The organism is Polaribacter sp. (genome assembly GCF_024639685.1).
In the GTDB taxonomy this organism is placed as follows: domain Bacteria; phylum Bacteroidota; class Bacteroidia; order Flavobacteriales; family Flavobacteriaceae; genus Polaribacter.
Map to the genome: position 1 here is coordinate 118,545 of NZ_JAHEHX010000021.1, position 23,757 is coordinate 142,301.

Sequence of the window (23,757 nt, forward strand, 5' to 3'; positions counted from 1 at the left end):
ATTTATTTTTTATAAATAACTCCATTTTTCATTACAAAAACAACATGTTCCATTGTAGATATGTTTTCTAATGGGTTATCATTAACTGCAATAATATCTGCAAAAAACCCTTCTGCAATCTGACCAATTTCATCAGACATGTTTAAAATCATAGCATTTGTAATAGTAGCTGCTTGAATAGTTTCCATTGCTGGCATACCACCTTCTACCATAAAACCAAATTCTTTACCATTTACACCATGTTTAAAAACACCTGCGTCTGTACCAAAAGCAATACCTACACCTTTTTTATAAGCTCTACCAAATGTACCTTGTATTTTAGGGCCAACAGCTAAAGCCTTAGGCACAACAATATCTGGATAGAAACCATCTATTTTTGCTTTTTCAGCAACCTCTTTACCTGCTGTAATGGTTGGCACTAAATAAGCATCGTGTTTTATCATTAAATTCATAGTTTCTTCGCTCATGTATGTTCCATGCTCGATAGTTTTAACTCCACCAATAATAGCTCTTTGCATACCTTCATCTCCATGAGCATGAGCTGCAACATGCATGCCATAATCTTTAGCCATTTCACAAATAGCTTTAATTTCATCGATTGTAAATTGAGGATTATCTCCTGATTTAGCAACACTTAACACACCTCCAGTAGCTGTAATTTTAATACAATCAGCACCATTTTTATAACGTTGTCTAACTGCTTTTTTACCATCTTCTACTGAGTTTACAACCCCCTCTTTAGGTCCTGGATTTCTAATTAAAACTCTACTACTACCATTTGTTGGATCTGCATGACCACCTGTTGTAGCCAATGCTTTTCCAGCTGTAAAAACTCTTGGCCCAGGTATTTTACCTGCATTAATTGCATTTCTTAGCGAAATATTTACGCCTGAACCTCCCAAATCTCTAACTGTTGTAAAACCATTTTTTAAAGTGGTTTCAGCAAATTTCACAGAATTGTAAGCAACATCTGCTTCATCTAAAATATATTTATTAATCCTAGTTTTATCATCATACTCCATTTCTAAATGCACATGCATATCTATTAAACCTGGCATAACAACCTTATCTCTTAGATCTATTAAATTGGCACTTTTAGGCAAGATATACCCATCTTTTACTGCTGTAATTTTATTGTCTTTTACTATAATAGTTTTTTCTTTATATATTTTTCCTGACTTGGTATCCAACAATTTACCACATAAAATATAGCTAGTTTGTGCTGAAATAATTTGTGCAATTAAAATCGTAAAAACGATTAAAAATAATTTCTTCATTTATCTTAATTTAATTCTTAAATGTATGAAAAAATAAGTAATTTGCTGTTAATTATAAATAGGAAACAATAATGAAGAATGTTGTAATAACAGGTACAAGTAGAGGTATTGGTTTTGAGCTGGCTCAACAATTTGCCAATAATGATTGTAAGGTACTTGCGTTATCTAGAAATGAGAAACCTTTAAAAGATTTAAATCATAAAAACATTACGACTCTTTCTGTTGATTTAGGAGTTGAATCAAATATTCAAAAAGTTACTTCATTTGTAAATGAGAACTGGAAAAATGTAGATATTTTAATTAACAATGCAGGTAAATTGATTAATAAACCATTTACAGAACTTTCTACTAATGATTTTCTAGAAGTATACAAAGTTAATGTTTTTGGGGTAGCTGAATTAACCAAAGCTATGGTTCCATTTTTGAAACAAAATAGCCACGTAGTTACTATAAGTTCTATGGGTGGTATACAAGGTAGCATGAAATTTCCTGGCTTAGCTGCTTATAGTTCTGCAAAAGGTGCAGTTATTACCTTATCTGAGTTATTAGCAGAGGAGTATAAAGAAGCTGGAATTTCATTTAATGTTTTAGCACTTGGAGCTGTGCAAACAGAGATGTTAGAAGAGGCTTTCCCTGATTATAAAGCACCATTATCTGCAAATGAAATGGCAGATTATATTTACAATTTTTCATTAACAGGTAATAAATTTTATAATGGTAAGATTCTAGAAGTATCTAGTTCTACTCCATAAATTAATGACTTTGAATTCTATTTTATCTAAATACATACCAGAAAATGCTATTATGATGGTTCAATATTTAATTGAACAAAATAATTTTAGCTTAAAAATTGTAAATCAGAGAGAAACCAAACATGGAGATTTTAGAAAAATGCCTGATGGAACTTTTCAAATTACAGTTAACAACAATCTTAATCAATATCAGTTTTTATTAACGCTTGTGCATGAGATTGCACATCACATCACACACCAAAAATTTGGTAGAGTTCAACCTCATGGAAAAGAATGGAAAAAAGTTTTTCAGCACTTAATGCTGCCGTTTTTAAAACCAGATATTTTTAAATATGAAATGCTACCTCATTTAGCTAACTATTTAAAAAAACCAAAGGCAAGCACAGATTCTGATGCAAAATTATCTTTAGCTTTAAGAGAATTTAAACCTAGCTTAGGCAAACATTTTGTATTTGATTTACCTTTTGGACAAGCTTTTCTATTTAAAAATAATATTTATAATAGAGGCAATAAAAGACGAACTCGTTTTGAGTGCTTAAATACTACTAACCAAAAAGTTTATCTCTTTAATCAGAACGTTGAAGTAGAAATTATTAAATAAAGTTATTACTTGCGTTTTATAAAGAGGGTATCTAACTTCATTTCTTGCTGTAACCACGCTCTTAGTTCCAACTCTTTTTTAATTAATGTAGAATCTTTTATGGTTTTATTCCACTTTATAATAGCAAGAGGTATTGTATCTATTTTTATAAAATCTTTAGACGACAATACTCTAGAAAAATCGATAGCCTCAATTTCGTTATATCTAATTTTTGCATCTTTTACAATTCTACTAAATGCTATAGCCTTTTGATTTTTACTTAATGCATTTTGCTCTATGCTAGCATTTAATGAAGAAATTGTTTGTTGTAATTCTGTAATTTGTTTTTGTAAGCCCGCAATTATATTTTTACTTTCTTGTAGTTCTTCTTTTTTCTCTTTGTAGGCTGTAGTTATTAATTCAAAACTTTTTGTATCACTCCCTTTGATTTCAAGGTTGAATTCTTTTAAACTATTATAAGCAATATTGTTTGTTAATTCGTTCTGCAAATCATTATAAGTAGCATCAGAAACCTCATTAAAAAAATTCAATTTTATTTTTTTATCTTCTAATTTAGAAATATCAAAATCAATTAAAGTAAGTGCGTTATTACTTTTTACCTCATTTTTAATAAAAATCTCAATTTGATTATTTATTTTATTTTCCTTGAAAACATTAATAAAGGTAAATATAGCAGGTATCATAACTGCAATACCAACAACCGTAGCAATAGTAGAATATCTTTTTCTCTTAGCAGCATTGGCGTACTTATGCATAGGAAAACGTAGCAACTTCATTACTAAAAAAGTAGCTAAGGCAATAAAAATCGTATTGATTGTAAATAAATACAGTGCTCCTAAAAAATAAATGAAATTTCCTTTTGCCAACCCATAACCTGCAGTACATAAAGGAGGCATTAAAGCTGTTGCTATAGCTACTCCAAAAATCACTGAAGCAATAGTTCCTTTCTTGGTCCTAGCAACCATAAATGCTAGTCCTCCAAAAAATGCAATTAAAACATCTCTAATATCTGGACTAACTCTACCCAATAACTCAGAATTATCTTCACTTAACGGAAAAAAATAAAAAAACAAAAAAGAAGCAAATAAACTTAAACCAATCATAATACCTAGATTGATTAAAGATTTTTTGAAAGTCTCTATATCATTCAGGGCAAAAGACATTCCAATACCTAAAATTGGACCCATTAAAGGAGATATTAACATGGCTCCAATAACAACTGCTGTAGAGTCAGCGTTTAAGCCTATAGACGCCACAAAAACTGCAAAAATTAAAATCCAAGCAGTTGCTCCTTTAAAAGGAATATCTGCTTTTATAGCTTCTAATGTTGCCTCATGATCTGTGTCTTCTCTAAAATCAAAAAGTTCAATTAAAAATAGTTTTATACTGTGAAGTAAACCTTTTGCGTCTTCTTTAACAGTATTAGTGATTACCTCTTCTTTAGATAAAGATCCGTCTACGGTTTTCTTAATTTCTTTTTCCATTAATTTATTATAAATACTTTGTTAAGATACAAATAAGCATCTTAACAAGATGCTGTTATTCAAGATGAATTTTATCAATTTCCAGCTGAAAAGATTCTGCTTTTTTATTCCCAAATAAAAAAGAAATCTGTGCTAATGTATTTGAAGAAAAGTTTTCAATATTTACCCTATTACCCCTAAACACTGGGTATAAGTCTTTTAATTCTATTTGTATAAATTCCCAATCCCCAGTTGTTTTTATTTGCTTTACAAAAGAGTAATACTTACTTTTATCATCTTTTATTCTAAACTGATATGTTTTTCCATCTCCTTTAACATGCATAACTATTTTAGTATATGGAGTAATATCCAATTCTCCTAAATTATATCGTACAGAAGAAAATCCTCCATTATTTTTTAAGGAAATCGATCCATAAAAAAAACCATTTCCGTTTTTATTAATCTTAAAGTTCCCATTAGACTTTCCTCCCATAACAACGTCATCAACGATTTGCCATGACTTTAAATTAGAATTATGAGAAAAATCTACTAAAACAAAAGACGAACTTAGCATGAAAATGAGATTTAAAATATAAATAGATATTGATTTCATATTCTAAAAATAATGTAATTTTAGCAAAATAAGATATATAAACTAAAAAAACTCCGTAAATAAATACAGAGTTTTTGTGACCGGGCTGGGGCTCGAACCCAGGACCCTCTCCTTAAAAGGGAGATGCTCTACCAACTGAGCTACCAGGTCATTTCTTTTCGTTTAAGCGGGTGCAAATATATAAGTTATTTTATAAAAAACAAATGATATTATAAATTTGTTTCATTTAAATAAGCTTGCCTTACTTTCTTAAATAGATTAGAGGAATAAACAAAGTTTACAACAGCTTCATTATCAGTTTTAAACATTTCCTCACTACTCCCTTCCCATTCTTTTATTCCGTCTTTTAAAAAAATAATTTTTTCCCCAATTTCCATTACAGAATTCATATCATGTGTGTTTATAACTGTAGTAATTTGATATTCTTCGGTAATTTCTTGAATTAGATTATCAATTACTATTGCGGTTTGTGGATCCAAACCAGAATTTGGCTCGTCACAAAACAAGTATTTTGGTTTCATAACAATAGCTCTTGCAATTGCGACTCTTTTTTGCATCCCTCCAGATAGCTCTGCAGGAAATCTATGATTGGATTGTTTTAAATTTACACGATCTAAAACAAAATTTACACGGTCTAACATTTCTGATTGTGTCTGATTGGTAAACATCTTTAAAGGAAACATTACATTCTCTTCAACAGTCTGAGAATCAAACAATGCGCTTCCTTGAAAAACCATACCAATCTCTTGCCTCCACTGTCTTTTTTCTTCTATACTAAAATTTGTGTTTAGCCTTCCATCAAAAGCTATACTTCCAGATTCAGGATGATGTAGACCAATAAGAGACTTTAAAAATACTGTTTTACCAGCACCACTCTGCCCAATAATTAAATTTGTTTTTCCAGGATGAAAAGTGGTAGAAATTCCTTTTAAAACCTCTACATTACCAAATCCTTTTCTTAAATCTTTTACCTCTATCATTTATGTAAGTAACATTTGAGTTAGCAAATAATTTGTAATAACAATTAATATTGTTGTCCAAACTACAGATTGAGTACTTGCTTTACCAACAGCAATAGATCCTCCTTTTACATAATAACCATGATAAGAGGGTACAGTTGCAATTAAAAAAGCAAAAACTAATGTCTTAATTAGTGCATAAGCAATTAAAAAAGGATTAAAATCAGTTTGCAAACCTTCAATATAACTTACACCACTAAACAAACCTGATAATACGCCAGCTAACCAGCCTCCAAACATTCCTAAAACCATACCCAAAGTTATAAGAAAAGGGTAAAAAAATAGAGTAGCTATTACTTTTGGTAACACTAAATGGTTTAGCGAATTGATACCCATTACTTCAAGCGCATCTATTTGCTCAGTTACTCTCATTGTTCCAATACTTGAAGTTATATAAGAACCAACTTTACCTGCTAGTATTATTGAACAAAAAGTAGGGGCAAACTCTAAAATTATAGAACGTTTTGCAGCAAACCCAATAAGTGATTCAGGTATAAAAGCACTATCTAAGTTTAAAGCTGTTTGAAGTGCAATAACCCCTCCAATGAAAAAAGAAATAAATAAAATAATACCAATTGACTTTAGACCTAACTCTTCAACTTCTCTTAGCAATGCATCATAAAATATTCTTGCTTTTTGTGGTCTTCTAAAAACCTGTTTAAGCATCATATAATATTTACCAATATGCTCTATATAATTCATAGCTTAAATTTAAAGCTAAATTAAGAAATAACATTAATACAATATCAAATTCCCATATTCAAAATAAAAAAAATTATTTTTGTATTCTAAAATGATAATATCATGAAAAAATTATTCTTATATATTACGATCTCTTTTTTATGTTTAAGTTTTACAGGAAATGAAACTGTAAAAACAAAACCAAAATTAGTTATTGGATTAGTTATAGACCAAATGAGATACGATTATTTAACACGATTTTCAGATCGTTTTTCTGAAGGTGGCTTTAAAAGACTATTAAATGATGGATTTTCTTTAGAAAATGCTCATTATAACTTAATACCAACATATACAGCAGTTGGACACGCTTCTATTTATACAGGAACAACCCCAACAAATCATGGAATTATCTCAAATAATTGGTATGATAAATTTTTAAAAAAAACTATATATTGTGTAGATGACAGAAGATATGAAACTGTTGGAAATCGAGGGAATTCTGGACAAAAATCACCAAAAAGAATGTTTACTTCTACGCTTGCAGATCAGCTAAAACTTCATCAAATCTCTAAAGGAAAATCTATTGGAATTGCAATTAAAGATAGGTCTGCTATTTTGCCTGCCGGACATACTGCAAATGGTGCATATTGGTTTGAGGGTGGAAATGAAGGTAAGTTTATTACGAGTTCTTTCTATATGGATCATTTACCTAAATGGGTTGAAGAATTTAACACTTCTGGAAAAGCAGACAGCTATTTATCTAAACCTTGGAATACATTGTTTCCTTTAGAAACTTATAGCAGAAGTATATCTGATAATAATGAATTTGAAGGCCTGTTTAAAGGAGAAACTTCACCTACATTTCCTCATAATATTCCTAAACTTAGAGAAAGAAATGGAAATTTTAGCATCTTAAAAGGAATCCCTGAAGGAAATACATTTACAATAGATTTTGCAAAAGCCGCTATTCTCGGTGAAAATTTAGGAATGTCCAATCATACAGATTTTTTAGCCATTAGTTTTTCTTCTACAGATTATATTGGACACCAATATGGTCCAGCATCTGTAGAGATAGAGGATACTTACTTAAAATTAGATAAAGATCTTTCCAATTTTCTAAACTTTTTAGACGATAAAATTGGTAAGGATAATTACACTATTTTTTTAACAGCAGATCACGCTGCAGTTCATGTACCTTCCTATTTACAATCCCTTAAAATTCCTGCACATTATTTTAATACAAAAGTATTTTATAATACAATTAATAAGATCACACAAAAATACTTTAATTCGAAAGAACTTGTAGAGAATATCTCTAACTATCAAATATTTCTAAATAAAGAAAAAATTGAAACATTAGGATTCACAAAAAATGAGATAGCAAAGCGAATTGTCAATGAGCTAGAAAGTCTTGAAGGGATTTATAAGGCAGTTACCGCAAAAACATTACAAACTAATCATTTTTCTGAAGGAATGATGAATTCCCTTCAAAATGGATACAATCAAAAACTATCTGGAGACGTTTTATTAGTGCCATATCCTGCAACATTAACTAGAGGTAAAACAGGTACATCTCATGGCTCTGGTTATTCTTATGACACCCATATACCTATTATCTTTTATGGAAAAGGAATTGAAAATGGAATGTCAAAAAAGCGATATGAAATTGTAGATATTGCTCCTACAATAGCAAACCTACTAGGTATTGAAGCACCAAATTCAGCAACAGGAAAAATTATTGAAAAAGCACTAAAACCAAAATAAATGAATAAAAAAGTATTTTTTTTATTTATTCTATTTTGCCTTTTAAATAAAATACAGGCTCAAATTACCGATTTTAAAACTAAATTTGAATTACCTTCTGAAGTATCAGAATCTTCTGGTTTATTGTTTTTGAATGGTAAAATAGTCACTCATAATGATAGTGGAGATGCTGCCAAACTTTATGAATTAGACAGTTTAACCGGAAATTTACTTAGAACTATAAATATCTCTAACGCAACAAATATAGATTGGGAAGATATTACAGAAGATGAAAACTATATTTATATTGGCGATTTTGGGAATAACAATGGTAACAGAACCGACTTAAAAATAATCAGAATTGCAAAAGCAGATTACTTAAACAGTGATTCTGTAACTGCGGATTTTATTACTTTTAGTTATGAAAATCAAACTGATTTTTCAATTAGAACCAATCAACATAATTTTGATGCTGAAGGTTTTGTGGTCATAAACAATTCACTTTTTATATTTACTAAAAATTGGGTGGATTTTAGAACTAATTTATACAAAATACCCAAAACAATTGGCGATTATACTGCAGAAAAAATCAGTACTGCAAATGTAGAAGGATTAATTACAGGAGCTACAGTAAATAGCAGAGCTTATTTACTTTGTGGGTATAATTCTACAGCAGTTCCTTTTATAATTTACATTGAAAGAAGTACTATTTTTGCAGATAATATTTTTAATGCTGGTTTCAATAAAACTTCACTTAACTCAAACGAATTAGAACAATTTAGTCAAGTTGAAGCAATAACCTCATTTGATAATGGTAAATTCTATATCTCTAGAGAAAAAGTAACTAGAAATGGAATTAATCTACTTCAAAAACTTTATGAATTTAAAGATGATAGATTAAAAACCTTAAACACAGATGAGCATAAGTTGAAAGATCTAGAAATTTCTCCAAATCCAACTTCTGGGGTTATTAATATTACTAACTCAGAAGGTATAAATAATCTATCAATTTATAATGCCTTAGGGAAAAAGGTTATTCAAAAAACGAATGTTAATTCTCAAATAAATATAAGTCACTTTCCTAAAGGAATATATTTATTGAGAGTTTGTTTTAAAGATTCATCAACAATAGTTAAGAGGTTAATTAAGCTTTAAAGTGGGAAATTTGTTGATGTTTTTTTATTGCCTTTTGAGATAATACAATGCCTATTATTAAAGAAACAAAAGCACCAATTGCTATACCAGGAATAAAGTTGATGAATAGAAAAAAGTCATAAGCTCCATGGAATAATGTAGCGACTACCAAACCAATTAAATTGTATTTTACCCTACAATCAGAAAACTTAGCTTTACCCATAAAATAGCCCATTAAAATTCCGAAAGTAGCATGTGCAGGAACTGCTGAAAATGCTCTAGTTAAACCAGTTGTTACTCCAAATTGGGATATATATAACACATTTTCTAAAGCTGCAAACCCCATAGAAACAACCACTGCATATACAATACCATCAAATGGTTCATTAAAATCAGTTTTCTTTTGTGCATAATATTTTACAATAATATATTTAGAGAACTCTTCTACCAAAGCAACTACAAAAAAGGCTTTAACAAATTGTTGTAAAATACTTTTTTGATCTGTAAGAGGAAAAATAATATTGGCTATAAAACCAAGAAGTAAGGTTATTATTATACTAACAACAGCACCTAAGAAAAAAATTTTAACCAATAACCCAATTGGTTTTTTTTCGTATTTATCTTTTACATAAATGTAAATTAAAATAACTATGATAGGAGCTAGAGCAATTAGCAATAAAGACATCTTTTATTTATTGTTTTGGTAAAAATACTTCAGCCATCATACATCTTGCACTTCCACCACCACAGGTTTCTATAGTTGATAACGAACTAGAAACTATTTTACAGTGTTTCTCTATTCTATAAACTTGATCTTTTGTTAAAGAATCATAAGCAGCTTGACTCATAATTAAAATACGTTCATTATCACTTCCTTGAACTTGCAACATATTTCCTGCAAAATTAGTTACTTGATCTTCAGAAATATCAATAACTTCTTTTTTATCTTCTTTTAAGGATTTTAAAACTTGTTTGCGTTCTTTTTTATTATCTATAGAAGACAAACAAATTACAGTAAAAGTCTCTGCAACACACATCATAATATTTGTATGATAAATAGCTTCTCTAGTACCATTTACGGTCTGATTTGCTGTAAAAATTACTGGTGTATATTCAAAATCTTCACAAAACTCTATAAACAAATCTTCATCTGCTCTTGGAGATAGCGCACAATAAGCTTTACGATTTTCTCTATCTAAAATCATACTTCCTGTTCCCTCTAAAAATACATCTTGCTCTTCTGCAGAAGTATAGTCTAAAACATTCTCTATAAGAAATCCATTTTCTTCTAGTGTATCTAAAACATCTTCTCTTCTCTCTAATCTTCTATTTTCTGCAAACATAGGATATATGGCTACACTACCATTTTCATGAAATGATATCCAATTATTAGGAAAAATTGAATCAGGTGTATCGCTTTCTAAATTATCATCTATTGTAATTACTTGAATTCCTTCACTTTTAAGTTTTGTTACATAATTATCAAACTCAAGCTGGGCTTTTTTATTAATCTCTAAACTCTTTATTTCTAGATCCTCTTGATAGTAATTGTTTACTGCGGTTTGTTCATTCATTCTGAAGCTTACAGGACGAATCATGAGTATTGTGTTCGTAGTTTGTTGCATATCCTTCTAATTAATCACTAAAAATACTTCTTGATTATTGAATAAAATTAAACTCTTATTAATGGCATTGTAGAACAGCGTAATAGCCCCTCTTGCTTAGCAATTTCTGAGTATTGTACTTCTTCTACAGTAAATCCGTTATTTCTTAACCAGGAATTTAAACGAAAAAAGTGTTTTTCAGAAATAACAATATCTTCTGATATTGAAAAAATATTACTATTCATTTGATACATTTCCTCTTTAGTAATTTCGAAAATGTTATCCTCACCAAAAAAGTTTTTTATCCATTGATAGTCTTCTTCTTTTAAAAATCCATTCTTATGTAAAATTGCTTTATTTTTTCCTATTGGCTGAAAACAACAATCTAAATGCAGTGCATTTTCTTTTGCATTAGTATTAGATTTTCTTAACTCAAATGATTTTACAATTTTATTTGGAAATAATTTTTGTATTGCATTCATAGCATTAACATTTGTTCTTGCAGTAATAAATTCTGGATAATCTACTCCTGAATACGTTCCTATGAATATATAGTTATTCCAAGGCATTACATCCCCTCCTTCTACATGACATTCTTCTGGAAGTTGAATTATATCTTTTGGATTAATTAAATCCAAAACATGTTGAATAGCGAAATATTCTTTTTCTCTATCAGGTAATATATTCGCTCTAACCAATTTATTATCAATTACAAAAGCGATATCTCTAGAAAATATTTGGTTATAATTTTCTATCACATTAGGTCTATAAATATCTACATTATATTTCTTTAATATTGTAGCTACTTCCTCCATTTCTTGAACCATATCTTGTTCTTTAGGATATGTTCCTGCTAAGACATGTTCTAGACTTTTAGGGTCATAACATTCTTCTGGTTTAGGAATGGGTCCATTGTTCTTTGCGATACCTAAAATAACAGCTTTTAATTTAGAAGTTTCGTTAGTAATATTTAATTCTAGCATTTTATTAGTTATAAAAAAAGCTTCATAAATTATGAAGCTTTCAATTTTATAGTAAAAATAATATTTTATTATCTGTTTTCAATAGATGTAAAAGACCTTTCTGTTTGACCTGTATAAATTTGACGTGGTCTACCTATTGGTTCTTTATTCAATCTCATTTCTTTCCATTGTGCAATCCAACCAGGTAAACGCCCTAAAGCAAACATTACTGTAAACATTTCTACAGGAATACCCATAGCTCTGTAAATTATACCTGAATAGAAATCTACATTAGGATATAGTTTACGATCTACGAAGTAAGGATCTTTTAATGCTTCTTTCTCTAATCCTTTAGCTATTTCTAAAATTGGATCATCAACACCTAAACTATTTAATACTTCATCAGCTGCTTTCTTTATGATTTTTGCTCTAGGATCAAAATTTTTATAAACCCTATGACCAAAACCCATTAATCTAAATGAATCATTTTTATCTTTAGCTTTAGCCATGTATTTTTTAGTATCTCCACCATCTTCTTTAATAGCCTCTAACATTTCTAGTACAGCTTGATTAGCACCTCCATGTAATGGGCCCCAAAGTGCAGAAATACCAGCAGATAAAGATGCAAATAATCCAGCATGAGATGAACCTACAATTCTTACTGTAGATGTAGAACAGTTTTGCTCATGATCAGCATGTAAGATTAATAATTTATCTAAGGCATCTTTTACTATTGTATTAATTTCATAATCTTCATTTGGTTGCTCAAACATCATTTTCATAATATTCTCTACATATCCTAAAGATTTAGAACCATAGTTTAAAGGCAATCCTTGTTTTTTACGCATTGTCCAAGCAACTAAAACAGGAAATTTACCTAAAATTTTAACAATAGCTCTGTACATATCCTCTTCTGAATCTACATTCACTGAAGAAGGATTAAATGCTGTTAATGCACTTGTTAAAGAAGACAAGATCCCCATAGGGTGGGCTGTCTTCGGAAAGGCATCTAAAATCTTTTTTACATCATCATCTACAACTGATTTAGATTTAATATCCGTATGAAATTTATCTAGTTGTTCAGACGTCGGTAAGTTCCCAAAAATTAATGCGTAAGCTACTTCAAGAAAGACTGCTTTTTCAGCCAATTGTTCTATTGGATATCCTCTATATCTTAAAATACCTTTTTCTCCATCTAAAAAAGTAATAGCACTTTCACAAGAGCCTGTATTCTTAAAACCAGGATCAATTGTAATAACTCCATTTGTTGCTCCTCTTAAAGATTTTATATCAATAGCAACTTCGTCTTCTGTTCCTTTTATTAGTGGAAATTCATAAGAATTTTCTCCAATTTTTAAATTCGCTTTATCTAGCATTTAGGTAATAATTTTATTAAATTTTTATTTCGACGAAGATACCATAAAAAAAAATTTTTTAAAAGTATAGAGTTATAGATTTTTTTAAATTAAATAATAAGGTTAGTTTATTTAACAATATCTTAATAAAAAAGCCTTGTAACATAATTACAAGGCCTTAACAAAATAAATAACTTAACATTTATATTTTAAAAGCATTTTCTTTTGGAAAATAAGCAGTTGCTCCAAGAGCTTCTTCAATTCTAAGTAATTGATTGTATTTTGCCATTCTATCTGAACGAGAAGCAGATCCTGTTTTTATTTGTCCACAATTTAACGCCACAGCTAAATCTGCAATAGTATTATCTTCTGTTTCTCCTGATCTATGAGACATTACTGAAGTATACCCTGCATTTTTAGCCATATTAACGGCAGCAATAGTTTCTGTTAAAGTACCAATTTGATTTACTTTAATTAAAATTGAATTGGCAATACCATTATCAATACCTCTAGATAAGCGCTCTACATTAGTTACAAATAAATCGTCTCCTACTAGTTGAACTTTATCTCCAAGTTTATCAGTTAAATACTTCCATCCTTCCCAATCGTTTTCATCCATTCCGTCTTCAATTGATATAATTGGATAGTTGGCAGCTAATTCAGCAAGATAATCTGCCTGCTCTTTACTAGATCTTACTACACCAGATTCTCCTTCAAACTTCGTATAATCATAATTTCCATCTACATAAAATTCAGCAGCTGCACAATCTAAAGCAATCATTATTTCATCTCCAAAAGAATATCCAGCATTACTAACTGCTAAAGCTATAGTATCTAGAGCATCTTCTGTTCCTTCTAATGTTGGTGCAAAACCACCTTCATCTCCAACTGCTGTAGAAAGATTTCTATGGTGTAAAACTTTTTTTAGATGATGAAAAATTTCAGATCCCATTTTCATGGCCTCAGAAAAATTAGTAGCTTTTACAGGCATAACCATAAACTCTTGAAATGCAATAGGTGCATCTGAATGCGAACCACCATTAATTATATTCATCATAGGAACAGGTAAGGTATTTGCAGAAACACCACCAATATATCTGTACAATGGTAAACCTAACTCATTTGCTGCTGCCTTTGCTGCAGCCAAAGAAACACCTAAAATTGCATTTGCCCCTAAATTGGATTTATTGCTAGTGCCATCTAAATCTATCATTAACTGATCTATTGCATTTTGTTCAAAAACAGAAACACCTAAAAGCTCTTGTGCAATTAAATTATTCACATTAGATACGGCTTTTAGCACACCTTTACCCATATAATCTTTGCCTCCATCTCTAAGTTCTACAGCTTCATGTTCTCCTGTTGAAGCCCCTGAAGGAACAGCAGCTCTTCCCATAACACCGTTTTCTGTAATTACATCTACTTCTACTGTTGGGTTTCCTCTTGAATCAAATATTTGACGCGCATGTACACTAATAATTATACTCATTTTATTTTATTTAAAACTCATTTTTGATGAGACTAAGTTAATACGGCTAAATTACAAATTATAAAAAATAATTGATTGAATGCTAAGATGAATTTACGAAAACGTTTGCTGAAATTTCAGCAAAAAAAACCCACTTAATAAATTAAGTGGGAAAAATTGCTATGAAAAAGAAATGTGATTTTAACATCACAATTCAAATTTAAATAATATTATTCATTTATAAAAATAAAAACGATAAAAACCATTTTTAAAATAACAAACAACTTAAATATCAGGATAAACTGTTTTTAACTTTTGTAATATTTTCTATAAATTGGTCAAATAAATATACAGAATCATTAGGGCCAGGACTAGCCTCTGGGTGATACTGTACAGAAAAAATATTTTTATCTTTTAAACGAATACCTGCTACTGTATTATCGTTTAAATGAATATGTGTAATTTCTACATTAGAATTTGCTTCAGTCTCCTCTTTATTAATTGCAAAACCATGATTTTGCGAGGTTATTTCTCCTCTGCCTGTTATTAAATTCTTAATAGGATGATTTATTCCTCTATGACCATTATGCATTTTATAAGTAGAAATACCGTTAGCTAATGCAATTACTTGATGCCCCAAACAAATTCCAAAAAGAGGCAAATCTCTTTTAATAATTTCTTTTGCCAATTCAACAGCTTCTTCTAAAGGTTCAGGATCTCCAGGTCCATTTGAGATAAAATATCCATCAGGATTAAAACCTTCTAGATCTGAGAAAGTTGAGTTATATGGGAATACTTTAATGTAGGCTCCTCTCTTTGCAAGATTCCTTAAAATATTTTTCTTTATACCAATATCTAAGGCCGAAATTTTAATAGGAGCATTTTCGTCTCCAATAAAATAGGGTTCTTTAGTAGAAACTTTTGAAGCCAATTCTAAACCTTCCATACTTGGTATAGCAGCTAATTGTTTTTTAAGTTCATCAATATTATCTACATCTGTAGATATGATTGCATTCATAGCTCCATTGTCTCTAATATAAGATACAAGTGCTCTTGTATCTACATCTGAAATTGCAACTAATTCGTGTTTTCTAAACCAATCTAATAGATTACTATCAGAATCCACTCTAGAGTGTATAAAACTAAAATTTCTACATATTAATCCTGAAATTTTAATTGAATCTGATTCAACCTCTAAATCATTTACCCCATAGTTACCAATATGAGCATTTGTCGTTACCATTAACTGACCAAAATAAGAAGGATCTGTAAAAATCTCTTGGTATCCTGTCATTCCAGTATTAAAACATATTTCACCTGTAGCTGAACCATCTGTTCCAACAGATTTACCATAGAAGACTGTACCATCTGCTAATAATACTAATGCCTTTTTTCTTTGTTGATATTTCATTTATAATTCTGTTAATTTTCTGCTCATACAGAAAAAGTGTTACAAAAATAAGCTTATTGATATTTTTAAGCTAAAAGAGTTATTATTTTTTATTTACAAAAAAAGGGATAAACGTAAACGCTTATCCCTTTATATGTTTAAAAATTTTCATTTTTTATTCTTCTGATTTCTCTTCAGTTGAAGTAGCTTCTACTTGAGCAGTTTCTGCTTTCTTAGAACCTCCTCTTCTACTTCTACGTGTAGACTTTTTAGCTTTTTCGCCTTTAGGGTTGTAAAGTTCGTTATAATCAACTAACTCAACCATAGCCATAGGGGCATTATCTCCTTGACGATTTCCTAACTTAATAATACGAATATAACCACCTGGTCTGTCAGCAACTTTTACAGAAATTTCTCTAAAAAGTTCTGTTACTGCATACTTATCACGTAAATAAGAAAATACAGTACGTCTATTGTGAGTAGTATCTGCTTTAGATTTAGTAATTAATGGCTCTACAAAAACTCTTAATGCTTTTGCTTTTGCAACTGTAGTATTAATACGTTTGTGCTCTATTAAAGAACAAGCCATATTTGCTAACATCGCTTTTCTATGCGCTGTTTTTCTACCTAAATGATTGTGTTTTTTTCCGTGTCTCATGACGTTTGTTTATTCTTTCATCTTGCATCTACCCATTTTGAGGAGCAAACTACGAAAGGTTAATCTCTATCTAATTTATATTTTGTTAAATCCATTCCAAAACTTAGACCTTTAACAATAACTAATTCTTCTAGCTCTGTTAATGATTTTTTACCAAAATTTCTAAATTTCATTAAATCACTCTTGTTAAAAGAAACTAAATCACCTAAAGTATCTACTTCTGCTGCTTTTAAACAATTTAAAGCTCTTACAGATAAATCCATATCAATTAATCTAGTTTTTAATAACTGACGCATGTGTAATGATTCCTCATCATATGTTTCAGTTTGTGCAATTTCATCAGCCTCTAAAGTAATACGCTCATCAGAGAATAACATAAAGTGGTGAATTAATATTTTTGCAGCCTCTGTTAAGGCATCCTTTGGATTAATTGAACCATCAGTATCAATATCGAAAACTAATTTTTCATAATCTGTTTTTTGCTCAACACGAAAGTTTTCGATTGCATATTTTACATTCTTTATAGGAGTGTAAATAGAGTCTGTAAAGATTGTTCCTATTGGAGCTGAAACTTTCTTATTTTCTTCTGCAGGTACAAATCCTCTCCCTTTTTCAATCGTAATTTCTGCGTTTAATTTAACAGATTTATCCATGTTACAGATTACTAAATCTGGATTCAATACTTGAAAACCTGAAATAAACTTCTGTAAATCTCCAGCAGTAAACTGCTCTTGACCAGATACTGAAACTGATACAGTTTCTCTATCTGTTTCATCAATCTGCTTCTTAAAACGAACTTGTTTTAAGTTTAATATAATTTCAGTAACGTCTTCAACAATTCCTGAAACTGTTGAAAATTCATGTTCAACACCATCAATTCTTAATGATGTAATTGCAAAACCTTCTAATGAAGATAATAAAACTCTTCTTAAAGCATTACCTACGGTTAATCCAAAACCTGGTTCTAAAGGTCTAAATTCAAATCTACCAGAAAAATCTGTAGACTCAATCATTATTACTTTATCTGGTTTTTGAAAATTTAAAATTGCCATTTGTTCTTCTTTTTAATTGTTATTTAGTTGCGCGGTTTTCGGTGTGAAGAAATACTTAAAACCCTTTGGCTAAATACCAATATGATTAATTTATTACTTAGAATATAATTCTACGATTAACTGCTCTTTAATGTTCTCAGGAATCTGTAATCTTTCAGGTACTTTTACAAAAGTTCCTGTTTTGGTATCATTATTCCATGTTAACCATTCAAAAACATTATTATTAGACGCTAATGCATCTTTAATAGCTACTAAAGATTTAGATTTCTCTCTAACTGCAACTACATCTCCTTCTTTTAAACTGTAAGATGGAATGTTAACAATTTCTCCGTTAACAGTAATGTGTCTATGGGAAACTAATTGACGAGCTCCACTTCTAGAGTTAGAAACTCCCATTCTATAAACTACGTTGTCTAAACGAGATTCACATAATTGTAATAGAATCTCACCAGTAATTCCTTGAGAAGCTGAAGCTTTTTTAAATAAGTTACTGAACTGACGCTCTAATATACCATAAGTATATTTTGCTTTCTGCTTCTCCATTAATTGAGTTGCATATTCAGATTTCTTTCCTCTTCTTCTAGCATTACCATGCTGTCCTGGAGGAAAATTTCTTTTTTCGAAGTTTTTGTCTTCGCCAAAAATTGCTTCGCCAAATTTACGAGCTATTTTAGTTTTTGGTCCTGTATATCTTGCCATTTCTTTTTGTGTTAAGATTAGGGATTATGAATTAAGGCTTATCCTTCGAAAATCTTATTCCTAATCGATTAAAATATAATTATACTCTTCTTCTTTTTGGTGGACGACACCCATTATGAGGAATTGGTGTAACATCAATAATTTCTGTTACTTCAATACCAGCATTATGGATAGATCTTATTGCAGATTCTCTACCATTACCAGGTCCTTTAACATAAACTTTTACCTTACGTAAACCTGCTTCCTTTGCAACGTTAGCACAATCTTCTGCTGCTAATTGAGCTGCATATGGAGTATTCTTTTTAGAACCTCTAAAACCCATTTTACCAGCAGATGACCATGAAATTACATCACCTTTTTTATTTGTTAAAGAAATAATGATATTGTTAAAAGTTGCACTTACGTGAGCTTCTCCAATTGCATCAATTATAACTTTACGTTTTTTTGAACTTGCTTTTGCCATAATATTAATTGTTTAGCTATCACTTTATAGTAAATTGTATAAAATACGGCACACTATTAGTTGATAACTCGTTTAATCTCTAACTTATTTCTTCTTGTTAGCTACAGTTTTTCTCTTACCTTTTCTTGTACGAGAATTGTTTTTTGTTCTTTGACCTCTTAAAGGAAGTCCTAATCTATGACGAATTCCACGCTGACAACCAATATCCATCAAGCGTTTGATGTTTATTTGTACTTCAGAACGTAATTCCCCTTCAATTGTGAAAGATCCTACTTGTTCTCTAATTGCTGCGATTTGACCATCTGTCCAATCTTGAACTTTGATACTTTCATCAACTTTTGCTTCTGCTAAAACTTTTTTAGCTCTACTGTTTCCTATACCAAAGATGTAAGTTAAAGCAATAACTCCTCTTTTATTCTTTGGAATATCAATACCTGCTATTCTTGCCATATTAATTAGTTATTAGTTGTTGGCTTTTGTTAGTTAATTTTAATTAAACAGTTAATTAATATATAACGTATAAAACCAACTTCTACTTTATCCTTGTCTTTGTTTAAATCTAGGATTCTGTTTGTTAATTACGTATAATCTACCTTTTCTGCGAACTATTTTGCAGTCGGCACTTCTCTTTTTTACTGATGCTCTTACTTTCATCTGTTTTGTTTTTAGTATCTGTAAGTAATTCTTGCTTTTGTTAAATCGTATGGACTCATTTCTAATTTTACCTTATCTCCGGGTAAAAGTTTAATATAATGCATACGCATTTTACCTGATATATGAGCTGTAACAATATGACCGTTTTCTAATTCTACACGAAACATTGCATTTGATAATGCTTCTGTAATTGTCCCATCTTGTTGAATTGCTGATTGTTTAGCCATACTATTTATTCGATTTTCTATTGCTATTTCCTGTTTTCATTAAACCATCATAGTGACGATTTAATAAATAAGAATTAATTTGTTGTAATGTATCTATTGCAACACCAACCATAATGATTAATGATGTACCTCCATAAAACATTGCCCAGCTTTGTTGTACTCCAAACTGGACTACAATTGCTGGTAATATTGATAAAGCTGCTAAAAATAAAGAACCCGGAAAAGTAATTCTTGATAAAACAGAATCTAAACGTTCAGCTGTATCTTTTCCTGGTCTAATTCCTGGTATAAAACCACCACTTCTTTTTAGATCTTCAGCCATTTTATTCGTAGGAATAGTGATTGCTGTATAAAAGAAACTAAAAATGATGATTAATAGTGCAAAAATAACATTATAACCTAGACCATTAATGTCTTGCAAACTAGCCATAAATGGAAACCTTTGAGCTAAAGCCATAGGTACAAACATTATTGCCTGAGCAAAAATTATTGGCATTACACCAGCTGCATTTAACTTTAATGGTATGTAATCTCTACTTCCTGCAACATTTTGTGTATTTCCTACAACTGTTCTTCTAGCGTACTGGACTGCAATCTTTCTAACAGCGGTAACTAGTAATACAGTAAGTAAAATAACCACAAACCAAACAATAATCTCAATTAAAATCATCATGATTCCACCTGCACCAGCATTTGTTGTTTTAGCAACAAACTCTTGTAAAAATGCTGCAGGGAAATTAGCAATAATACCTACAGTAATAAGTAGTGATATTCCATTACCTACACCTTTGTCCGTAATACGCTCTCCTAACCACATAGCAAATATTGTACCTGCAGTTAAAATGATAATTGATGAAACCCAAAATGTAGCACCACTAACTAAAAAAGCTTCTGGTCCTAATCCGAATTGTGTTTTTATAGCTGTAATATACGTTGGTGCTTGTACCAAAGTAATAGCTATTGTTAACCATCTTGTTATTTGTGTAATTTTTTTACGTCCACTTTCTCCATCTTTCTGTAATTTTTGCAAATAAGGAACTGCTATTCCCATTAACTGAACTACAATAGAAGCAGAAATATAAGGCATAATACCAAGTGCCATTACTGACGCTCTAGCAAATGCCCCTCCTGTAAATGCATTCAATAAACCTAAAAGACCACCATCAGTACTTTCCTTTAAAGCCGCAAGTTGTAATGGATCCACTCCTGGTAAAGGAACAGCAGCCATAAAACGATAAACGGCAATTAAACCTATTGTTAAAAGAATTTTGTTTTTTAATTCTTCAATACTAAAAATGTCTTTTAATCTATTAATAAAATTCATCATTTACGAGATCTTATAAAGTAACAGCTTCTCCTCCAGCAGCTTCAATAGCGGCTTTTGCTGATGCTGTAAATTTATGAACAGTTATATTTAATTTAGCTTTTAACTCACCATTACCTAATATTTTTACCAGGTCATTCTTACCCGCTAATCTATTAGCTATTAGTATATCTAAATCAACTGAATCTTTGATTTTCCCTGCATCAACTAAAGACTGTAATTTATCTAAATTGATGCCTTGGTATTCTTTTCTGTTAAGATTAGTGAAACCAAACTTTGGTACACGTCTTTGTAAAGGCATTTGACCACCTTCAAAACCTATTTTTCTAGAATAACCTGATCGAGATTTAGCCCCTTTGTGACCTCTTGTAGAAGTTCCTCCATGACCAGAACCTTCACCACGTGCGATTCTTTTCCCTTTTTTAACAGATCCTTCTGCTGGTGTTAAGTTATGTAAACTACTCATTTTAAATATCTTATTTTAATTTCTCTACAGAAACTAAATGTGAAACTCTATTTACCATACCAACAATTGATGGAGTTGCCTCGTGCTCAACAGATTGGTTCATCCTACGTAAACCTAATGCTTCTAAAGTTCTTTTTTGATTCTTTAAACGCCCGATTTGACTTTTTACTTGTGTAACTTTAATTTTTGTCATCTCTACTAGATTTATCCGTTAAATACTTTTTCTAAAGATATACCTCTTTGCTTTGCTATTGCAACAGCACTTCTTAATTGAAGTAAAGCGTCAAAAGTTGCTTTAACAGCATTATGAGGATTAGAAGATCCTTGAGACTTAGATAACACGTCTTGTATCCCAACTGATTCTAATACTGCACGTACCGCACCACCAGCAATAACCCCTGTACCAGGAGAAGCAGGTTTAATGAATACTTTTGCACCACCAAACTTACCTTTTTGTTCGTGCGGTAAAGTACCTTCAAGAATTGGTATTCTTACTAAATTTTTCTTTGCGTCTTCTACAGCTTTTGCTATTGCAGATGAAACATCCTTTGATTTTCCTAATCCGTGACCTACAACTCCGTTACCATCACCAACAACAACAATAGCAGAAAAACCGAATGCTCTACCACCTTTTGTTACTTTAGTTACACGCTGTACACCAACTAATCTATCTACAAGCTCTAATCCGCTTGGTTTAACTCTTTCTACGTTTTTATAACCTTGCATAATTTCTTAAAATTTTAAACCAGCTTCTCTTGCAGCATCTGCTAATACTTTGACTCTACCATGGTATAAATAACCATTTCTATCAAAAGCAACAGTTTCGACTCCTACTTTTGTAGCTTTTTCTGCAATTGTTTTACCTACTATAGTAGCTGCTTCAACTTTTGTTGTTGCTTTTAAATCTTTATCTCTAGATGAAACTGAAGCTAAAGTAACCCCATTTACATCATCTACTAATTGAGCATAAATCTCTTTATTACTTCTGTAAACTGACAATCTTGGTTTAGTTGCTGTACCAGAAACAATTTTTCTAATTCTATGCTTAATTCTAATTCTTCTTTGTAGCTTTGATAATGCCATAATGCTATATATTATGCAGACTTACCTGCTTTTCTTCTTAATACTTCACCAACAAACTTAACACCTTTACCTTTATAAGGCTCTGGAACTCTGAAAGAACGAATCTTTGCAGCAACTTGACCAACTAATTGTTTGTCAAACGAAGATAACTTAATGATTGGGTTTTTCCCTTTCTCTGATATAGTTTCAACTTTAACCTCTGGAGCTAAGTTTAGAATTATATTATGAGAGAAACCTAAAGCTAAATCTAATTTTTGACCTTGATTAGAAGCTCTATAACCAACTCCAACTAATTCCAAATCTTTAGTCCATCCTTTAGAAACACCTTCAATCATATTATTGATTAAAGCTCTCATTAAACCGTGTTGTGCTTTGTGATCTTTGCTTTCTGATGCTCTATCTAAAGTAATAACATCATTTTCAATCTTTACAGTAATACCTTCAGAAATTGTTTGAGATAATTCTCCTAATTTACCTTTTACTGTAATTACGTTTTCATTAATGTTTACATCTACACCTTGTGCTATGCTAACTGGGTTTTTTCCAATTCTACTCATCTCTTAAGGTTTAATAAACGTAACATAAAACTTCACCTCCAACATTCTCTTGTTTTGCTTTTTTGTTTGTCATTACACCTTTAGATGTAGAAACAATAGCAATACCAAGTCCGTTTAATACTCTTGGCATCTCTGAAGAGCCAACATATTTACGTAAACCAGGAGTACTAATTCGTTGAATTTTTCTAATAACTGACTCTTTTGTGTCTTTGTCATATTTTAAAGCAATCTTGATGGTTCCTTGAACTTTATCATCGTTAAATTGATAACTTAAAATATAACCTTGATCAAACAAGATTTTTGTCATCTCCTTCTTCAAATTTGAAGCAGGGATTTCAACTACTCTGTGACCTGCAGCGATAGCATTTCTTACTCTAGTAAGATAATCCGCGATTGGATCTGTATACATAATTAATTAAATTGCGATTATGGTTTTCATCTTTCTCTATTTACACTACAGATTTCTCTGTGAAACATGAACCTTTAATCAGTTAAAATTCTAATACTCAAAA

Annotated in this window: 29 protein-coding genes and 1 tRNA gene; 4 read left to right on the plus strand and 26 right to left on the minus strand. The window is 30.6% G+C overall.

Features of this window, described 5'->3' with window-relative positions:
• Window positions 1–2: 2 nt before the first annotated feature.
• Window positions 3–1,277, minus strand: coding sequence for an amidohydrolase family protein (locus tag Q0L44_RS10050; RefSeq protein ID WP_296638056.1), 1,275 nt, complete (start codon window positions 1,275–1,277; stop codon window positions 3–5).
• Between the two features lie 71 nt (window positions 1,278–1,348).
• Between Q0L44_RS10050 and Q0L44_RS10055 the strand changes: the two genes are divergently transcribed.
• A complete protein-coding gene (locus tag Q0L44_RS10055; RefSeq protein ID WP_296638058.1) occupies window positions 1,349–2,029 on the plus strand; it encodes an SDR family oxidoreductase in 681 nt (226 codons plus the stop codon).
• 4 nt (window positions 2,030–2,033) lie between these two features.
• The gene (locus Q0L44_RS10060) at window positions 2,034–2,630 is read left to right on the plus strand and encodes a SprT-like domain-containing protein (RefSeq protein WP_296638060.1); all 597 of its coding nucleotides are present in this window, start codon (window positions 2,034–2,036) and stop codon (window positions 2,628–2,630) included.
• Window positions 2,631–2,635: 5 nt separating this feature from the next.
• Here Q0L44_RS10060 and Q0L44_RS10065 read toward each other — a convergent pair whose 3' ends face one another.
• From Q0L44_RS10065 to Q0L44_RS10085, 5 genes are all read right to left on the minus strand, one after another.
• The gene (locus Q0L44_RS10065) at window positions 2,636–4,114 is read right to left on the minus strand and encodes a DUF389 domain-containing protein (protein WP_296638061.1); all 1,479 of its coding nucleotides are present in this window, start codon (window positions 4,112–4,114) and stop codon (window positions 2,636–2,638) included.
• 55 nt (window positions 4,115–4,169) lie between these two features.
• Complete coding sequence (locus Q0L44_RS10070) at window positions 4,170–4,667, minus strand: CIA30 family protein (protein ID WP_296638063.1); 498 nt, start codon at window positions 4,665–4,667, stop codon at window positions 4,170–4,172.
• A 116-nt stretch (window positions 4,668–4,783) separates the two neighbouring features.
• Window positions 4,784–4,856 (minus strand) — tRNA-Lys (locus tag Q0L44_RS10075).
• 59 nt (window positions 4,857–4,915) lie between these two features.
• Entirely contained in the window at window positions 4,916–5,686 is a 771-nt protein-coding gene (locus tag Q0L44_RS10080; RefSeq protein ID WP_296638064.1) for an ATP-binding cassette domain-containing protein, read from the minus strand.
• Window positions 5,687–6,427, minus strand: a complete 741-nt coding sequence (locus tag Q0L44_RS10085) for an ABC transporter permease (protein WP_296638065.1) — start codon at window positions 6,425–6,427, stop codon at window positions 5,687–5,689.
• Window positions 6,428–6,529: 102 nt separating this feature from the next.
• Between Q0L44_RS10085 and pafA the strand changes: the two genes are divergently transcribed.
• Both pafA and Q0L44_RS10095 read left to right on the plus strand, forming a co-directional pair.
• The gene (pafA, locus tag Q0L44_RS10090) at window positions 6,530–8,170 is read left to right on the plus strand and encodes an alkaline phosphatase PafA (RefSeq protein ID WP_296638066.1); all 1,641 of its coding nucleotides are present in this window, start codon (window positions 6,530–6,532) and stop codon (window positions 8,168–8,170) included.
• Window positions 8,171–9,304, plus strand: a complete 1,134-nt coding sequence (locus Q0L44_RS10095) for a T9SS type A sorting domain-containing protein (RefSeq protein WP_296638068.1) — start codon at window positions 8,171–8,173, stop codon at window positions 9,302–9,304.
• Here Q0L44_RS10095 and Q0L44_RS10100 read toward each other — a convergent pair.
• The 20 genes from Q0L44_RS10100 to rpsH all read right to left on the minus strand — a co-directional run bounded on the left by Q0L44_RS10100 (window position 9,294) and on the right by rpsH (window position 23,654).
• The gene (locus tag Q0L44_RS10100; protein ID WP_296638069.1) at window positions 9,294–9,968 is read right to left on the minus strand and encodes a PrsW family glutamic-type intramembrane protease; all 675 of its coding nucleotides are present in this window, start codon (window positions 9,966–9,968) and stop codon (window positions 9,294–9,296) included. The two genes, Q0L44_RS10095 and Q0L44_RS10100, sit on opposite strands and share 11 nt — an antisense overlap.
• A 7-nt stretch (window positions 9,969–9,975) precedes the next feature.
• Window positions 9,976–10,908: a citrulline utilization hydrolase CtlX gene (ctlX, locus tag Q0L44_RS10105; protein ID WP_296638071.1), complete on the minus strand. Its 933-nt coding sequence runs from the start codon at window positions 10,906–10,908 to the stop codon at window positions 9,976–9,978.
• Window positions 10,909–10,955: 47 nt separating this feature from the next.
• The gene (locus Q0L44_RS10110; RefSeq protein WP_296638072.1) at window positions 10,956–11,870 is read right to left on the minus strand and encodes an arginine deiminase-related protein; all 915 of its coding nucleotides are present in this window, start codon (window positions 11,868–11,870) and stop codon (window positions 10,956–10,958) included.
• A gap of 68 nt (window positions 11,871–11,938) precedes the next feature.
• Window positions 11,939–13,225 (minus strand): citrate synthase, encoded by a 1,287-nt coding sequence (locus Q0L44_RS10115; protein WP_296638073.1) that lies wholly within the window; start codon window positions 13,223–13,225, stop codon window positions 11,939–11,941.
• A gap of 181 nt (window positions 13,226–13,406) precedes the next feature.
• On the minus strand, window positions 13,407–14,693 hold the full coding sequence (gene eno, locus Q0L44_RS10120; protein ID WP_296638074.1) for a phosphopyruvate hydratase: 1,287 nt from the start codon (window positions 14,691–14,693) through the stop codon (window positions 13,407–13,409).
• Between the two features lie 271 nt (window positions 14,694–14,964).
• Complete coding sequence (carA, locus tag Q0L44_RS10125; RefSeq protein WP_296638076.1) at window positions 14,965–16,083, minus strand: glutamine-hydrolyzing carbamoyl-phosphate synthase small subunit; 1,119 nt, start codon at window positions 16,081–16,083, stop codon at window positions 14,965–14,967.
• A gap of 154 nt (window positions 16,084–16,237) precedes the next feature.
• Window positions 16,238–16,720, minus strand: coding sequence for a 50S ribosomal protein L17 (rplQ, locus tag Q0L44_RS10130; RefSeq protein WP_296638078.1), 483 nt, complete (start codon window positions 16,718–16,720; stop codon window positions 16,238–16,240).
• Between the two features lie 59 nt (window positions 16,721–16,779).
• The gene (locus Q0L44_RS10135; protein ID WP_296638079.1) at window positions 16,780–17,772 is read right to left on the minus strand and encodes a DNA-directed RNA polymerase subunit alpha; all 993 of its coding nucleotides are present in this window, start codon (window positions 17,770–17,772) and stop codon (window positions 16,780–16,782) included.
• A gap of 93 nt (window positions 17,773–17,865) precedes the next feature.
• Entirely contained in the window at window positions 17,866–18,471 is a 606-nt protein-coding gene (gene rpsD / locus Q0L44_RS10140) for a 30S ribosomal protein S4 (RefSeq protein ID WP_296638080.1), read from the minus strand.
• 79 nt (window positions 18,472–18,550) lie between these two features.
• Window positions 18,551–18,934, minus strand: coding sequence for a 30S ribosomal protein S11 (gene rpsK / locus Q0L44_RS10145; protein WP_015482243.1), 384 nt, complete (start codon window positions 18,932–18,934; stop codon window positions 18,551–18,553).
• Window positions 18,935–19,018: 84 nt separating this feature from the next.
• The gene (gene rpsM / locus Q0L44_RS10150; RefSeq protein WP_296638084.1) at window positions 19,019–19,384 is read right to left on the minus strand and encodes a 30S ribosomal protein S13; all 366 of its coding nucleotides are present in this window, start codon (window positions 19,382–19,384) and stop codon (window positions 19,019–19,021) included.
• A gap of 87 nt (window positions 19,385–19,471) precedes the next feature.
• Window positions 19,472–19,588 (minus strand): type B 50S ribosomal protein L36, encoded by a 117-nt coding sequence (gene ykgO / locus Q0L44_RS10155; protein ID WP_004568720.1) that lies wholly within the window; start codon window positions 19,586–19,588, stop codon window positions 19,472–19,474.
• 11 nt (window positions 19,589–19,599) lie between these two features.
• Entirely contained in the window at window positions 19,600–19,815 is a 216-nt protein-coding gene (gene infA / locus Q0L44_RS10160; protein WP_015482241.1) for a translation initiation factor IF-1, read from the minus strand.
• Window position 19,816: 1 nt separating this feature from the next.
• On the minus strand, window positions 19,817–21,139 hold the full coding sequence (secY, locus tag Q0L44_RS10165) for a preprotein translocase subunit SecY (RefSeq protein WP_296638555.1): 1,323 nt from the start codon (window positions 21,137–21,139) through the stop codon (window positions 19,817–19,819).
• A 13-nt stretch (window positions 21,140–21,152) separates the two neighbouring features.
• Window positions 21,153–21,605 (minus strand): 50S ribosomal protein L15, encoded by a 453-nt coding sequence (rplO, locus tag Q0L44_RS10170; RefSeq protein ID WP_296638104.1) that lies wholly within the window; start codon window positions 21,603–21,605, stop codon window positions 21,153–21,155.
• Window positions 21,606–21,615: 10 nt separating this feature from the next.
• Complete coding sequence (gene rpmD / locus Q0L44_RS10175) at window positions 21,616–21,798, minus strand: 50S ribosomal protein L30 (protein WP_296638106.1); 183 nt, start codon at window positions 21,796–21,798, stop codon at window positions 21,616–21,618.
• Between the two features lie 11 nt (window positions 21,799–21,809).
• A complete protein-coding gene (rpsE, locus tag Q0L44_RS10180) occupies window positions 21,810–22,334 on the minus strand; it encodes a 30S ribosomal protein S5 (protein ID WP_296638558.1) in 525 nt (174 codons plus the stop codon).
• Window positions 22,335–22,337: 3 nt separating this feature from the next.
• Window positions 22,338–22,688 carry a 50S ribosomal protein L18 gene (gene rplR, locus Q0L44_RS10185; RefSeq protein ID WP_296638108.1) on the minus strand — a complete coding sequence of 117 codons (351 nt, stop codon included), beginning with the start codon at window positions 22,686–22,688 and terminating at the stop codon, window positions 22,338–22,340.
• 11 nt (window positions 22,689–22,699) lie between these two features.
• Window positions 22,700–23,245: a 50S ribosomal protein L6 gene (gene rplF, locus Q0L44_RS10190; protein WP_296638110.1), complete on the minus strand. Its 546-nt coding sequence runs from the start codon at window positions 23,243–23,245 to the stop codon at window positions 22,700–22,702.
• 10 nt (window positions 23,246–23,255) lie between these two features.
• Entirely contained in the window at window positions 23,256–23,654 is a 399-nt protein-coding gene (gene rpsH, locus Q0L44_RS10195; protein WP_296638112.1) for a 30S ribosomal protein S8, read from the minus strand.
• Window positions 23,655–23,757 lie beyond the last annotated feature (103 nt).

What these genes read in the sequence shown, in the direction of transcription:
- Q0L44_RS10050 (WP_296638056.1), bottom strand. Translation starts at nt 1,277, where the DNA reads ATGAAGAAATTATTTTTAATCGTTTTTACGATTTTAATTGCACAAATT.
- Q0L44_RS10055 (WP_296638058.1), top strand. Translation starts at nt 1,349, where the DNA reads ATGAAGAATGTTGTAATAACAGGTACAAGTAGAGGTATTGGTTTTGAG.
- Q0L44_RS10060 (WP_296638060.1), top strand. Translation starts at nt 2,034, where the DNA reads ATGACTTTGAATTCTATTTTATCTAAATACATACCAGAAAATGCTATT.
- Q0L44_RS10065 (WP_296638061.1), bottom strand. Translation starts at nt 4,114, where the DNA reads ATGGAAAAAGAAATTAAGAAAACCGTAGACGGATCTTTATCTAAAGAA.
- Q0L44_RS10070 (WP_296638063.1), bottom strand. Translation starts at nt 4,667, where the DNA reads ATGCTAAGTTCGTCTTTTGTTTTAGTAGATTTTTCTCATAATTCTAAT.
- Q0L44_RS10080 (WP_296638064.1), bottom strand. Translation starts at nt 5,686, where the DNA reads ATGATAGAGGTAAAAGATTTAAGAAAAGGATTTGGTAATGTAGAGGTT.
- Q0L44_RS10085 (WP_296638065.1), bottom strand. Translation starts at nt 6,427, where the DNA reads ATGAATTATATAGAGCATATTGGTAAATATTATATGATGCTTAAACAG.
- pafA (WP_296638066.1), top strand. Translation starts at nt 6,530, where the DNA reads ATGAAAAAATTATTCTTATATATTACGATCTCTTTTTTATGTTTAAGT.
- Q0L44_RS10095 (WP_296638068.1), top strand. Translation starts at nt 8,171, where the DNA reads ATGAATAAAAAAGTATTTTTTTTATTTATTCTATTTTGCCTTTTAAAT.
- Q0L44_RS10100 (WP_296638069.1), bottom strand. Translation starts at nt 9,968, where the DNA reads ATGTCTTTATTGCTAATTGCTCTAGCTCCTATCATAGTTATTTTAATT.
- ctlX (WP_296638071.1), bottom strand. Translation starts at nt 10,908, where the DNA reads ATGCAACAAACTACGAACACAATACTCATGATTCGTCCTGTAAGCTTC.
- Q0L44_RS10110 (WP_296638072.1), bottom strand. Translation starts at nt 11,870, where the DNA reads ATGCTAGAATTAAATATTACTAACGAAACTTCTAAATTAAAAGCTGTT.
- Q0L44_RS10115 (WP_296638073.1), bottom strand. Translation starts at nt 13,225, where the DNA reads ATGCTAGATAAAGCGAATTTAAAAATTGGAGAAAATTCTTATGAATTT.
- eno (WP_296638074.1), bottom strand. Translation starts at nt 14,693, where the DNA reads ATGAGTATAATTATTAGTGTACATGCGCGTCAAATATTTGATTCAAGA.
- carA (WP_296638076.1), bottom strand. Translation starts at nt 16,083, where the DNA reads ATGAAATATCAACAAAGAAAAAAGGCATTAGTATTATTAGCAGATGGT.
- rplQ (WP_296638078.1), bottom strand. Translation starts at nt 16,720, where the DNA reads ATGAGACACGGAAAAAAACACAATCATTTAGGTAGAAAAACAGCGCAT.
- Q0L44_RS10135 (WP_296638079.1), bottom strand. Translation starts at nt 17,772, where the DNA reads ATGGCAATTTTAAATTTTCAAAAACCAGATAAAGTAATAATGATTGAG.
- rpsD (WP_296638080.1), bottom strand. Translation starts at nt 18,471, where the DNA reads ATGGCAAGATATACAGGACCAAAAACTAAAATAGCTCGTAAATTTGGC.
- rpsK (WP_015482243.1), bottom strand. Translation starts at nt 18,934, where the DNA reads ATGGCAAAAGCAAGTTCAAAAAAACGTAAAGTTATAATTGATGCAATT.
- rpsM (WP_296638084.1), bottom strand. Translation starts at nt 19,384, where the DNA reads ATGGCAAGAATAGCAGGTATTGATATTCCAAAGAATAAAAGAGGAGTT.
- ykgO (WP_004568720.1), bottom strand. Translation starts at nt 19,588, where the DNA reads ATGAAAGTAAGAGCATCAGTAAAAAAGAGAAGTGCCGACTGCAAAATA.
- infA (WP_015482241.1), bottom strand. Translation starts at nt 19,815, where the DNA reads ATGGCTAAACAATCAGCAATTCAACAAGATGGGACAATTACAGAAGCA.
- secY (WP_296638555.1), bottom strand. Translation starts at nt 21,139, where the DNA reads ATGAATTTTATTAATAGATTAAAAGACATTTTTAGTATTGAAGAATTA.
- rplO (WP_296638104.1), bottom strand. Translation starts at nt 21,605, where the DNA reads ATGAGTAGTTTACATAACTTAACACCAGCAGAAGGATCTGTTAAAAAA.
- rpmD (WP_296638106.1), bottom strand. Translation starts at nt 21,798, where the DNA reads ATGACAAAAATTAAAGTTACACAAGTAAAAAGTCAAATCGGGCGTTTA.
- rplR (WP_296638108.1), bottom strand. Translation starts at nt 22,688, where the DNA reads ATGGCATTATCAAAGCTACAAAGAAGAATTAGAATTAAGCATAGAATT.
- rplF (WP_296638110.1), bottom strand. Translation starts at nt 23,245, where the DNA reads ATGAGTAGAATTGGAAAAAACCCAGTTAGCATAGCACAAGGTGTAGAT.
- rpsH (WP_296638112.1), bottom strand. Translation starts at nt 23,654, where the DNA reads ATGTATACAGATCCAATCGCGGATTATCTTACTAGAGTAAGAAATGCT.